We start from the raw sequence: 12852 nt of genomic DNA, 5'->3' as shown, positions 1-12852 counted from the left end.
TTACCCCCGCCTACCATCGATCGACACAGGACCATACGGGTACTTGACCCCCGGCTGCTCGATCCAATCCGCAAAGTCGGCACGCGCCCCCGGAAATCCGACCAGTTTCCAGCCGATCATGTCCTTGTTCCCGCCGTAAATCGGGTCTGCCAGAAAACCTTCCTTCGTATTACCGAGTAGCAGCGAGAAGAAAGTTCGAGCCGGCACCGTATCGAAATGCACCTTGTTGTGCTCGATATCGAGGAGCACCGCGTCCTGCAGCTTGGTCTCGAGTTGAGAGAACGTCTTGCCGCCGTACCGTTTAGCGCAGTAGCCGTCGCATTCCTTGATGCCGTGACGATAGATGTCACGCGGCGTCATATTCATCTGATAACCCAGTTCTGGGGGCTGGTCAGGATGAAACGGGCCTTGCATGTACCAGAGTTTTCCGTGCCCATAGGCAGTCTCCATCTGGCGATCAATGTACTCGGGCACTCCGGCCTTCAATGCACCAGGGCCAAGGCCATCTTCGGGAATCAGACGGTCGACTGCCGATTGGACGAATGCCCATTCGGCATCGGCAAAAAAGGTGGGATGGTAGGCTGCCGAGTTCTGGCCGGCGCCTGAAACAGGCGCAGACGAAGCGTGATCGTTGTTTTCACTACATGCGGTTTGAAGGGTTGCGCCGGTCGCAACTGTCGCCGCGGGAACAATGGCCAACACTTGTCGCAAGAAGCGACGGCGCGGCTCCTCCTGGTGAGACATGGTCTATACGCCTGATATTGGAATTGAACGCAAGACGCCCCGCAGCCTCGTATCAGTTCAACCAGCCCCAACTGCGCGCGAGTTCCACCTCGCGGCCTAGCAATCCGAGAAAAACTGGCGGCGCGCGACTATCCGACTGGTGCGCATTGTCCGAGATCTCTCCTTGGCAAACAAACCAGAAAAACTTTAAACAACAGATAGAAAAGCTTCCTCATCCACTACTGCGCTCCAAAAATGGCAGCAAGCTGAGAAGACGGCGCGCCCAAAGACGTCTGCAGCAGCCCGTGCGCGTCTTCCCAATAGAGCGCGGGCGTGGCGTCCGCGCCCAGTGCGGCCATTAGTCGCCCGTTCTCGTCCAGTTTCCGCTTCGTCGCGGCATCGATGGTCGCGAGCGGAGCAATCCCCGTCGAATCGAGCGACTTCATGTGCCCCGGAGCGTTGTTCGCATTGACGTTGTATTGCGTCGCCTCGTGATCGCGGAACGCTTGCTCCGGGTGCTGGGCAGCCAATAGCGCAGCTGCCTTTCCATAGCTCGTCGGCGTCAGGATGCCAACGATAATGTTGCGCACCTGGACCTTGCCCGCTTTCACCCACGGCTGCGAATCCGCCCACAAGCGACTGCAGTACGGACAATTCGGATCGGTGAACACGTAGACGATACGTTGGGCGGCCGGATTGCCGTCGACGATCCAATGACTGTGCTCGAGCTGCCCCCATACGCCACCGCTCAACCGTGTCCCGACCGCCTTCTCCAGCGGAGACTTCGTCAAATCGTTGGCTTGCGCATCGATCATCGTACCGACGATCACATACTTTCCATCGTCGGTGCTGTAGAACGCGAGGGGCTGCTGCCCTTTGAACGCCGCCCACCCTTTCATTCCGGGCGGCGCCGGTAACGTCGGTCCGACGATCTGCATGCCGGTTTCCTTGCTTAGCGTTTGGAGTGCAGCCGGAATCGACGTTCCGCCCGGGGGCCCGTTGCGGCCGCGCTCCGCGCCCATTGCCACCAAGGCCGAGGCCGCCGCAGTCAGCGTCAGAGCGCTCGCTGCATACATGATGAATTTGGTTCGCGAAGTCATAGTTTCCTTTTCGGTTCGTGGACGTTGGTCGTTAGGCGAATCTGCCGTCCCGCGCAAGCTAGCTGCGAGACGATTCATGAACCTGCTGAAAGTGCGGAAAGCAGTTGAGCGGTATCGGCTTCGCCCACTAGCCTGGATCGGCGACGCTCCTGCCCGTCCGGATCGAAGAACACCAAGGTCGGTGGTCCCACAACATCGAATGTCTTCATCAGCGCTTGTGCATCGGCATCCGGTTGAGTCACATCCGCCTTGATCAGCGCGATCGACCCGAGCGCGTCAATCGCCTTGGGATCGGTGAAGACCGTGCGATCGATGGTCTTGCATGAGGTGCACCAGTCCGCCGTGAAATCGACCATCACGCCGTTCCCTTTCCTTCTAGCATCGGCAAGCGCCGCTTGCATCGCGGGCAAACTTCGGACGGTTGTAAAATGCAGATCATCGGCTGTGCCAGCAACGTGTGATGCGCGAGCCGATGGCGCGAAAACGGCGAGAGGTTGAAAAAGGCTCGTTGCACCCGCCAATGCGCCGACGAGCGCGGCACCCCCCCAAATCCCGCTGAACGCTGCCCCACTTCGACACAGTACCGCCGCCGCGATCGATCGCATCGATGCACGCGCGAGCGTCGCAGCAACGGCGAGCAGCCATGCTCCCCATGCCGCGAGAGCGACTTGTTCGGGCAGCACGCGATCGATGATCGTGAGGGAAGTAGCAAGCAAGGCAAAACCCATCGCGACATTCACGCGATTCATCCACGCACCGGGACGAGGCATGTATCGCGCACCCAAGGTGCCGACGACAAGAAGCGGAATGCCCAGCCCGATTCCGAGCGTCAGCAGCAAAAGCGCGCCCCAGCCGATATCGCCCGATCGCGCGATGTAAAGCAACGTTCCGGCGAGCGGCGCTGTCATGCACGGCCCCACCAGCAACGCGGAAAATATGCCGCTGACCGCGGCGCCGACTACTGTGCCCGGTTTCGCGCTGCCGCCACCCTTGGTTAACTTGTCGCGAATGCGCCCCGGCAACTGCAACGTATAGAATCCAAACGTCGACAGTGCCAACGCGGCCAAAACGACAGCGAACAACGTGTTGATCCACCACTGCTGCTGCAAGACTTGCACGTTGTGCCCCGCCAGTGCCGCAATCAGCCCGAGTCCCGCATATACGAGCGCCATTGCTGTCACGAATGTCGAACAGAGCACGAATCCCCTGCCCCGCGTGGCGCGCGCGCCGACCACGAGCGAAGTGACGATAGGCAGCATCGGCAGCATGCAGGGCGTGAATGCCATCGCTAACCCGAGCGCGAAAAATACGGCGATAGCGGCGGCAGGACTCAGGTGGTGCAATGCGTTATCGATTGAGGCGTCCGTCGCACCCAGCGTCGATTGAAGCGCCGACTTGAATCCAACGTTCTGCGCTGATGGTGTTTCGCCCGCGGAGTCGACGTGCGGGACCGCATCGTTGCCCGCGTTTTCGTTCGCGACGTTCGCATGTACCGCATCTTGTCTACCCGCCACGTCGATTTCGCGGGTCTGCGGCGGAAAGCACACGCCTGCTTCGGCGCAACCTTGCCACGTCACGCGGATACGGCGCGCCCCACCGATATCGACGCGCGCTTCCTTCGCGCCGTGGTAGATCTCGACCACCCCGAAATTCGGATCAGCCTTCTTCTCGCCAGGTTCGGACTCGGTCTTGAGCGCGGCTCCATCTCGAGCATCCACCGCCGCGATACGGTCCCGATACAAGTAATAGCCTGGCGCGATATTGAAGTCGAGCACGAGCGACGGGGAATGCGTGCGATCCATGGAAGTTGACAGCGCAAACGCCTTGTCAGGGGACAAGAGCGTGTTCGGATCGACGGCATGAGCGGCGATAGGCACGAAACCAGCAAAGCCGGCCGCACCGGCAAAGAGTCCGCGGGTAACCAGCTTTTGCAGCATTCCAGCGATTTTCATCCAATATCGTCAGTCGAGAACCAAGTGGAGAGATCGAAAGGCCAGCAGGCCGGTCACGGAAGCACGGCCCCTCGGCGAAGCTCGAGACGAGCCGACGATACGGCGACAGAGCTAACAGTGGGTTAACGCGCGATCCGTTACCATTGGCGGCTACTATCCAGTGCGGCCGTTGGTATAGACACATCCGATGTTTCGTATTCTCCTCGTCGAAGACGACCCTTCACTCGCTGTCGGCATCAGTGCAGGCCTACGCATGGCTGGTTTTTCCGTCGAGCGCGTAGGCTCCGGCGCGCGCTCGCATATTGCGATGGGGGAGAAGCACTTCGACCTCGTGCTGCTCGACCTTGGCCTGCCGGACCAAGACGGACTCGAAGTGCTGAAGACTTGGCGCGCGCGGGAAATCGTCACCCCCGTTCTCGTCGTAACCGCGCGCGACTCCATCGAACATCGCATTGAAGGCTTGACGTCCGGAGCCGATGACTACGTAATCAAACCATTCGACCTTGGCGAACTCATCGCACGCGTGCATGCGCTCATTCGGCGGGCGACGGCAGTTGGCATGGATACGCTGCAGCACGGGCGGTTGCGCTTTTCTCTATCGACCGGTGCCGCCTGGCTCGATGACGAGCCCGTCGCGCTGTCGCGCCGGGAGACGGTGCTCCTAAGTGTGCTATTGAGGCAACCACAAGCGGTATATAGTGCTGACCAGTTGCGCGCCTATCTCTACGGTTCGGACGACTGCATCGAAAGCAATGCACTCAGCGTTCACATTCACCACCTCCGGCGCAAGCTCGGCACGCAAGTGATCGAGACAGTGCGAGGTATCGGCTACCGCCTAGGGAACTTGAACTGATGCCCGATCTCGGAAGTCTACGATTTAGACTGCTCGCCATCATCGGCATCTCGACCGTGCTACTGACCGGCGCGACGAGCCTATGGATGTTCCGCGCGGTACAGACCGAGCTGACTCACACGCTCGACAGCCGCCTGACAGCGTCAGCACGCATGGTCGCCGGCATGCTGGCCACGCAACTGCAAGGCCCCCAAAGCCAGTTCGATAAGAGCGCGGCTGCAGCGTCGCCCGCTGCCGCGCCCGTCACCGATAGCTTGGCCTGCGAAATCAGCGTGATGAGCGGCGGCAAGGCCCTGCGTACGATCGCGCGCACCGTCAATGGCCCGAGCTGGGGCGACCTCGGGCCGGGATTCTCAACAGAAACGTTTTCCGGCGAACGCTGGCGCACCTATTCGCTTCTGGTCGGCAATTTGCGAGTCACGACCGCCGATCGCATGTCAGTGCGTTCCATGCTGCAGCGCGACCTGGCGTTTACGGCGCTCCTGCCGTTCTCGATAGCCTTTCTCGGCGTGATGGCGATGATCTGGATGGGCGTTTCTCGCGGTTTGGCACCACTCGAACGGATCCGGAAGATCGTGGCGGCGCGCAGCCCCGGCGACGATAATCCGATTTCGTTTCCGAATGTGCCGTCGGAGCTCGTGCCGCTCACCGACACCATTCAGCAGTTGGTATCGCGTATGTCGGCCGCCATGGCGCGCGAGCGCCAATTCACCGACGCCGCTGCACACGAACTTCGTACACCGCTTGCCGGCGTCAAGCTGCATCTACAGGTGCTGCGAATGGCCATCGATATCCGCTCCAGCCCCGCCGAGGTCGGTACCTCGCTCGATCTCGCGCAATCCGATGTCAGGCGGATGCAGCATGTCTTGGATCAGTTGCTTCGGCTCGCTCGAGTGGAGACATCGGCAAGCTCCGATTCGATCGAGGATCGTTGCGATGCGCAGACAACAGCTATGGGCGTGTTGGACGAGTTGGGTAGCGCGACCGGCGAGCAAGATCGCCTAGTCTTGTACAGCACCCTCGCCGAACCTGTCGATGCCGCAATGCCCGAAACGCTGCTCGCTATGGCGCTGCGGAATCTATTGGACAATGCATTGCGTTATTCGCCAGAACTCGCACCCGTTACTTTTACGCTATCGAGAGGTGGCGAGGACACGGTCTCCTTCATCGTCGAAGACAACGGACCGGGGATGACCGAGGCCCAGATTGCGGAAGCGCCCCGGAGGTTCTGGCGTGGACACAGCAATTCGGAAGGCAGTGGTCTCGGGCTCGCCATCGTCGCCGCGATCGCGAACCGTGTGCATGGCCGGCTGGTACTGGCTGACCGCGCCGACCGCGCCGGCCTGCGCGCGACCCTTCACGTGCCATGCGCGCAAGTACCCGTTCGCAACGGAATGTCCGCGCGATCGCGGGCTGCCCTTCCCCGCACGATTTGATTGCATCGCCATGTCGATCGGTTCGCTCGCCCTCCCCATCCCGCCGCTGATCTTCATGTTTAGCGTCGCGGTCGCATTGCTGGTTGGTTGGATGGCGGCGAGCCATCGCAGCGCGATCGACGCGGACATCTTTGCCATCGTGGCCGGCGGCCTAGTCGCCGCACGCGTCGCATTCGTGCTTCGATTGTTGCCCCTATACCGGCACGACTGGGGAGCAATGTTCGATATCCGCGACCTCGGCTTCGATCCGCTCGTCGGCATGGCCGCGGGTACGCTCATCGCCGCTTGGCGGCTACTACGAAGCAAGGCATCGCGATTGCCGCTCGCGCTGTCGCTGACGGCCGGCCTAATCTCCCACGCGTCGGCCCGGTCATTGATCGACGAGTGGCATGCTTCGCCGACCATTCCGCCGGTCGCATTGCAATCTCTAGACGGCGCGCCGGGTACTCTAGGAACGGACGGCATGCCCACGGTCGTGAACCTCTGGGCGACATGGTGCCCACCGTGCCAAGAGGAATTGCCCGCATTTGCCCAAGCTCAGGCGGAACATCCGGGCATACGTTTCGTGTTCGTCGATGAAGGCGAAGCGGCACAGACGGTTCGGCGCTATTTCGAGCGGCACTCGCTGCTGCTCGGCAACACGTGGCTAGACCAAAGTTCGACGCTCGCAGAGCGCGTTCGCACCGCCGGTTTCCCTACTACGTTGTTTTACGATCGCAATGGCCGATTGCTGGAAACGCATCTCGGGCCATTTTCAGCCGCGACGTTGCACGATGCGCTGGAGCATCACTTCGGGTCGGCAGCCGCAAGGTAGGGCTGCCGATCCGCCTTAGTAGCTTGCTTTCGCCGGTTTGGCATCGATCTGCCACGTTTCGCTGACGATCCGAGCATTACGGTAAGTCAGGATGTAACGCACGCGGATCGGCTGCTTGCCCTCGAACATGACATTGGCCGTTACGCTAGCACCCTTCGGGTTCGCGGCCTCTTCGACTGCGTCGATCGACACCTTCATCTGCCCCTGGACCTTTGTGAACTTTTCCCACACGCCGCGAATCGCGTCGGTGCCCGTGTAGGTGCCGTCCAGCGGGCCGCCGACCCAATTGAATTGCGCGTTGTCGGCGTAGCCACGCATCAACTGCGCGACGTCGCCGGACGCGATGGCCTCGAAGTGTTGCTGCGCGTCGGACGACGGCATGTCGGCCAGCGCGGCGGTCGATGCGATTGCGACTACGGCAGCGAGTGCGAATTTCTTGATCATGAGATATCCAAAATATGAAATTGAGCGGACTGCGCGGTAGTAGACGTTCGCCGTCTCGCTTTATTCCATCCTGGGCCAAATTAATCCGCGATCGGCACGGACTGCGCGGAGCTACGTAGCTGGCTATTGGGCATTTTCAACGAGACCGAGAAGAGCAAGGCCGCAAAGATGGCGCCGGTCGTATATACGAGGTGGAAACTATGCCCCACGTCGCTGAGGGCCGATGCTACGCTGGCCCCACCCATGTCGACGACCTTGTCGGACGTACCATGGGCCGCCAGGGAAACGGACTTTGCGCCCCGCGCGGCCGCACTTGCCAAACTTCCGACGCCAGACGCTATCAATGCCCCGGCCAAAGTCGATCCGCTCGCGCCCCCCACAGAACGCAACACGAGTAGCGCGCCCGTCCCTGCACCGATATCCTCGGTGCGCAGTGCGTTTTGTGCGCTGGTCATCGATCCGATCAGACAAACTCCTACGCCGAATCCGGTAACCATCATTCCTACGATGACCGACCATAGCGGAGCGTCCAAGGGAAGCACTGACAGCAGCAGCAAACCGCAAATACTCAGCATCGACGCGATCCGCAGTGCGGCTCGCATTCTGCCGAAATGCTGAGCCCATTTACTTCCCGTTATGTTCCCGAGCGCACTCGCGAGCATGAACGGCGCAACATAGATTCCAGACTGACCAGCCGTATCGCCGCGAGCGAATTGAAAGTACAGCGGGATCGAAAACAGACAAAGGAATACCAGCACAGACGCGAGCGTCGAGACTGAAATACTGCTGACGAAACTCGAGCTTCTAAATATTTGAGGAGGTAGCAATGGATCGCGAGCGCGTAGTTCCTGGATGATGAGGCAGAACATCAAGACGACGCTTGCTCCGACCAGCCCGAAAATCTCTATCGAATTCCAGGCGTAAACGTTTCCACCCCACCCAAGCGCAAGCAGTGAGAGGGAAAGGGCCCCGGAAAGCAAAACCATCCCAACGATATCGAGCGTCGGCCGCCGTATCCATGCAGGTGCCGTTAGCCGACGCATTCCACTCTGGCAAACGAATACGGCTAAAAGTCCGAGGGGAAGATTGATCCAGAAGATCCATCGCCAAGAGATGCTCTGAGCCACCAACCCGCCCAGGACGGGGCCGCTGAGAGACGCGGTTGCCCATACCGCGGAGATATATCCCTGATAACGCCCCCGCTCGCGAGGCGCAACGACGTCGGCGATGGCGGCCTGAGTGAGCGCGGTTAGCCCCCCGCCTCCCAAGCCTTGAAGCGCGCGAAATCCGATGAGTTGTGGGAGCGACTGTGCCATGCCGCAGAGAACGGAAGTTGTGACGAATCCAACGATGCACGTCAGCAGAAGCAACCGCCGCCCGTATAGGTCGGAGAGTTTCGCATACACCGGAGTGCTGACGGTCGAGGTGATCAAATAGGCCGCCACGATCCACGACAGTTGATCGTAAGAGCCCAGATCATGTGCCATCGCCGGAATAGCGGGGATGACGGCTGTCTGATCGAGGGCGGCGAGTAGAATGCATATCACCACACCGAACATCACCCGCACGATCTCTTGGTGAGAAAACGTGATGGGCGCTTGGTCGACGACTTCTCGTTCGTTGGGTAACTTTAACGATTCCACCATGATTCCATTTCGTTGACGTTGCAAAGCTGCGCAGCCCATCCCGAGCGACCGCAAGTTCAATGTGGGGCGACCAAGTCCGGGGTGCCTCCGATGACTCTTTCGGGGATGGCTATCGGTGTGCGGACCACAATCAGATAAATGAACGCAGCCACAGTCGAGACAACTGCAGCGCTCAGGAAGGCACCGACGAACGAGTGCGTCTGGTCGACGACGATACCAGTAACAAGAGGCGCAAACGCACCGCCTAGGAATGCGCCGAATGCCATGATGCTTCCGAGCGAGCCGACGATATGGCGTGGCGCAACAACATTCACCAGCATCCAGCACGCGCCGCTCGCAACATAAAGAAAGAGGAAAGCAATCGACAGCAAGACTACGATCGACACAACGCTGTCGGCAAACGCGACGAATACGGTGAACATGGACGCCAGCGTCAACCCGACGCAAATCGGCCATTTCCGACTATTGATGGGTGTCATTCCACGCCTTGCGAGCGCATCGACAATGAAACCGCTAGAAAACATTGCGATCGTTCCAAATACATATGGAATCGAAAGAACCCAGCCGGCCTGGGCGATCGAAAGATGGAACCTCTGCTCGACGTAAGCAGGTAGCCAGGTCAGGTACAGCCACACCATGTACACGACGCCGATGAAACCCAACGTCATGCCGATCGTCGTTCGCGATCCCGCCAGACTACGCCACGCTGCGAAAGAGATGGCCCTTTGGCCTGTCCCTGGATTCTCTCCCTCTTCCAGGTAACGCTCTTCCTCTCGCGTAAGCGCAACCTCATTCCGGTTTCGATATAGCAGGTACCAAACGGCGGCGGTGACTGCGCCCGCTCCCCCCATGATCATGAACATCCCCCGCCATCCGAACACAAGCATCAAGCCTGTCAGAAACGGCGGCGCGATTGCAGGCCCTATCGTCGAGCAAGTCTGAAAGATGCCCTGTGGTCGCCCCCGCTCCCTCAGCGGAAACCAGTCACAGATGATCTTCGGAACCGAAGGAAAGAGCGGTGTTTCGGTGATTCCCAATACGATGCGTGCGCCCAACATGAATTCCATCGAACCGGCCAGGCCGCCGGAAAACTGCGCAAGCGACCAAAGCAGCATGCCGAGTCCAATCATGATCCGACATCCTAGCCGATCGATTAGCGCACCCATCGGGATCTGCGAAAACGAGTAGGCGAAGAGAAACGCTGAAAGCAGCACGCCCATCTGGGTCGCGCTCAATCCAAGTTCATCGCGAACCGCATGGTTCGCAATAGCAAGCGTACTTCGGTCCAGAAAGTTGATTGCTCCCGCAATTGTGAGAATAATGACTGCCGTTCGTTGCGTGCGCTTCATGAGCATCGTCTTTTGCGTCATCTTTCGTCTCCTTCCAGGCACTCGCTGATGTTCGTGGACAGGTTTCTCGACCTTGTCTCCACGGAGAGTCTCTGCATCACGCTAGCTCGCGCAAAACCTCCAATACGCGATCGACAACGAGCTCGGTCACGCGAGCCTCGGACTCGCGGGTGACCCCGGCGATATGCGGCGTTAAGATCAGGTTTTTCAGCCCGCGATACTGAGGACTCGCAACGAGCGGCTCGCGCTCGAAGGCATCGATCGCGGCGCCTCCGAGGTGCCCGGTTCTAAGCGCCGCGACAAGCGCTTCGTCATCTACGATCCCTCCCCGTGCGGCATTGATCAGAACCGCTCCGGGCTTCATGCCGCGGATCCGTGCGGTGTCCATCAGCGCGCGGGTTTGCTCTGTCAACGGAACGTGCAATGTCACGACATCGCTGCACGCGAGCAACGATTCGAGTGACAGTCGCCGATAGCGAACCCCGACTGGATCATTGCTGTCGCTCACGTCATGAACCACCACCTGCATGCCGACTGCTTCAGCAAGCTCGGCCGTTACGCGCCCGATGCTTCCGAACCCGACAACGCCTAACGTCTTGCCGGCAACTTCGCGTCCGAGGTTCAGCCTTTCTTTGGGCCATGCGCCATCGACAACTTCTTCTGTCGAATGGTAAGCGCCACGAAGCAGCATCATCGCCGCCGCTATGACGTACTCGGCCACGCTGCGAGCGTTCGCACCCAAGGCTGGAATCACCGCAATTCCGCGAGCGGAACAGGTAAGCGTGTCGATGTTGTCGAGTCCGACGCCGAGCCGTCCTACCACTTTGCAACGTGGCATCGCGCTCAACAGCTCTCCCTTCACTTGGGTGAGCCTTCTAACGATCAACGCATCTGCCGTTTCGACTGCGCGCAACAGTTCATCAGGCTTGCCTACCAGATCAGGGTCGTAATGGACCGAATGCTCGAGCGTGAGCTTCTCTATCGCATTGGGGAGAATGCTTTCTGGGATAACGATATGCATGAGCCTTCCCTCGATGACAGAATCAATTCTTCTTGTATTGCAGCAGACCACCCGTCACCTTCGGCGGCCGCGCGCGGATCGCCTCCTCGATCGGATCGGTTCCCCAGCCCGGTCGATCCGGAATCACGACCTGACCATGCTTGAACTCCGGGGCGTGCGTGAACAACTCCTCCTCCCAGGGCAAGCGATCCACGTCGATTTCCATGATCTGCAGATTCGGTACGGCCGCGGCAAAATGCAAATTCATGAAGGAACAGAGGTCGCCATAGAAGTTATGCGGTGCGACGTTCACGTCGTATGCATCGGCGACGGCGGCGATCTTGGTGGCCTGAAAGACACCATTCCATACAGCGTCGACAATTGCGACGTCGACGGCTTGATGCTTGAAATACGGCAGGAAGTTGCGCATGCCGAGGAGCGTCTCGCATGAGCTGATCGGATGCGGGCTGTGCGACCTGACATACGCCAGCGCTTCGGGGTGGTGCAAATCGATTTCAACCCAGAAAAGGTCGAAGTCGCTCAGTTCGCGCAGCACCTTGAGCAAACCATCCGGCTTCGCATTGAAGTTGAAGTCGATAAGGATCTCCATGTCCGGCCCCGCACCATCGCGTAAAGCTTCGAGATGGTGGCGGACATTTCTTATCAGTTTTTTGTCGACCGTAAGCTCAGGTTTGAACGGCACTGCAAAGCCGGGCCTCCAAGCGTAGGCATCGCCCTCATCATGAATGAACAAGTTCGTTTTGATCGCTTTGAAACCGCGTTCGCGCGCCTCCGCGGCGGTGCCCTGGACACCCTGCAAGTCTTTGACTGCCGGCGGATAGAAGGTCGGATGGTTGATTCTCCACGTCGGACAGTGGGACCAATATATCGGCGCACTATCGCGAACCTTCCCGCCCAGCAGCTCGTAGCACGGCACGTTCAGCGCCTTGCCCTTCGCATCCAAGAGTGCGTTCTCCAACGCCCCGATAGCTTGCCCGATGACGCTTCCGGGGGCCGGCCGCGTCAAGCAGTTGGCGAGTTGGACGAATCGCTCGTGTTCGTTGACGTCCAAGCCAATCAGTCGGCGCTTGATCTGATCGATGACACCCGTGACGCCTGGGGAGCCGAACCCTTCGTCGTACTCGCTCCATCCGACCACGCCCGAGTCCGTCGATAACTTTACGAAGTAGTAGTTTCGCCACCCAGCATCACAGGCAAGCGTCTCGACCGATGTAACCTTCATTGTGAGCTCCAAATTGCTATGTACTACGATCGCTCGACTCGCTACTTTGGCTTCCTTCTTCTCGCACTTTCAAGCCCAGATCAGATTTGAAGCCTCTCTGAACCGCGTTTCCGGCAAGGAGTCAATTTCACAAATCGAAGCGCATTGTTGATAAAGATTCACTACTCGACGTGCGCGTTACCTTTCAGCCGATCGAATTGCTCGCGCCATGCCGCGACTTGGACCGGCAGTGCCCGTAGGGTGCCCATCTGCCGCTCAAGTAACATCGCGAAACAAGCGTAGATCGGTTGAT

11 protein-coding genes are annotated in these 12852 nt (G+C 59.4%); 3 read left to right on the top strand and 8 right to left on the bottom strand.

Features of this window, described 5'->3' with window-relative positions; translation table 11 throughout:
- From AABE10_RS10945 to dsbD, 3 genes are all read right to left on the bottom strand, one after another.
- On the bottom strand, positions 1-744 hold the full coding sequence (locus tag AABE10_RS10945) for a gluconate 2-dehydrogenase subunit 3 family protein (protein WP_342933274.1): 744 nt from the start codon (positions 742-744) through the stop codon (positions 1-3).
- 218 nt (positions 745-962) lie between these two features.
- On the bottom strand, positions 963-1901 hold the full coding sequence (dsbG, locus tag AABE10_RS10940; RefSeq protein WP_342933273.1) for a thiol:disulfide interchange protein DsbG: 939 nt from the start codon (positions 1899-1901) through the stop codon (positions 963-965).
- Positions 1898-3775, bottom strand: coding sequence for a protein-disulfide reductase DsbD (dsbD, locus tag AABE10_RS10935; RefSeq protein WP_342933272.1), 1878 nt, complete (start codon positions 3773-3775; stop codon positions 1898-1900). Before dsbD ends, dsbG begins: the two co-directional genes overlap by 4 nt.
- Before the next feature lie 187 nt (positions 3776-3962).
- On the opposite strand from dsbD, the gene AABE10_RS10930 reads away from it, so the two are divergent.
- From AABE10_RS10930 to AABE10_RS10920, 3 genes are read left to right on the top strand one after another with little or no spacing between them, the layout of a single operon-like run.
- A complete protein-coding gene (locus tag AABE10_RS10930; RefSeq protein WP_342933271.1) occupies positions 3963-4628 on the top strand; it encodes a response regulator transcription factor in 666 nt (221 codons plus the stop codon).
- Positions 4628-6064, top strand: a complete 1437-nt coding sequence (locus tag AABE10_RS10925) for an ATP-binding protein (protein WP_342933270.1) — start codon at positions 4628-4630, stop codon at positions 6062-6064. The genes AABE10_RS10930 and AABE10_RS10925 overlap by 1 nt, the downstream gene beginning before the upstream one ends.
- 10 nt (positions 6065-6074) lie before the next feature.
- Entirely contained in the window at positions 6075-6878 is an 804-nt protein-coding gene (locus tag AABE10_RS10920; RefSeq protein WP_342933269.1) for a TlpA disulfide reductase family protein, read from the top strand.
- A gap of 15 nt (positions 6879-6893) precedes the next feature.
- Here the strand turns inward: AABE10_RS10920 and AABE10_RS10915 are convergent, their stop codons facing one another.
- The 5 genes from AABE10_RS10915 to AABE10_RS10895 all read right to left on the bottom strand — a co-directional run bounded on the left by AABE10_RS10915 (position 6894) and on the right by AABE10_RS10895 (position 12560).
- Entirely contained in the window at positions 6894-7322 is a 429-nt protein-coding gene (locus AABE10_RS10915; protein ID WP_342933268.1) for a nuclear transport factor 2 family protein, read from the bottom strand.
- An 80-nt stretch (positions 7323-7402) separates the two neighbouring features.
- The gene (locus AABE10_RS10910; protein ID WP_342933267.1) at positions 7403-8968 is read right to left on the bottom strand and encodes an MFS transporter; all 1566 of its coding nucleotides are present in this window, start codon (positions 8966-8968) and stop codon (positions 7403-7405) included.
- A gap of 56 nt (positions 8969-9024) precedes the next feature.
- Positions 9025-10338 (bottom strand): MFS transporter, encoded by a 1314-nt coding sequence (locus AABE10_RS10905; protein WP_342933266.1) that lies wholly within the window; start codon positions 10336-10338, stop codon positions 9025-9027.
- A gap of 76 nt (positions 10339-10414) precedes the next feature.
- A complete protein-coding gene (locus AABE10_RS10900; protein WP_342933265.1) occupies positions 10415-11338 on the bottom strand; it encodes a hydroxyacid dehydrogenase in 924 nt (307 codons plus the stop codon).
- A gap of 22 nt (positions 11339-11360) precedes the next feature.
- Complete coding sequence (locus AABE10_RS10895; RefSeq protein WP_342933264.1) at positions 11361-12560, bottom strand: mandelate racemase/muconate lactonizing enzyme family protein; 1200 nt, start codon at positions 12558-12560, stop codon at positions 11361-11363.
- Positions 12561-12852: the final 292 nt, after the last annotated feature.

The organism is Paraburkholderia diazotrophica (assembly GCF_038900755.1).
In the GTDB taxonomy this organism is placed as follows: Bacteria; Pseudomonadota; Gammaproteobacteria; order Burkholderiales; family Burkholderiaceae; genus Paraburkholderia; species Paraburkholderia diazotrophica_A.
Note: the sequence above shows the minus strand (reverse complement) of the source record. Positions and strands in the feature narration are given on the sequence as shown.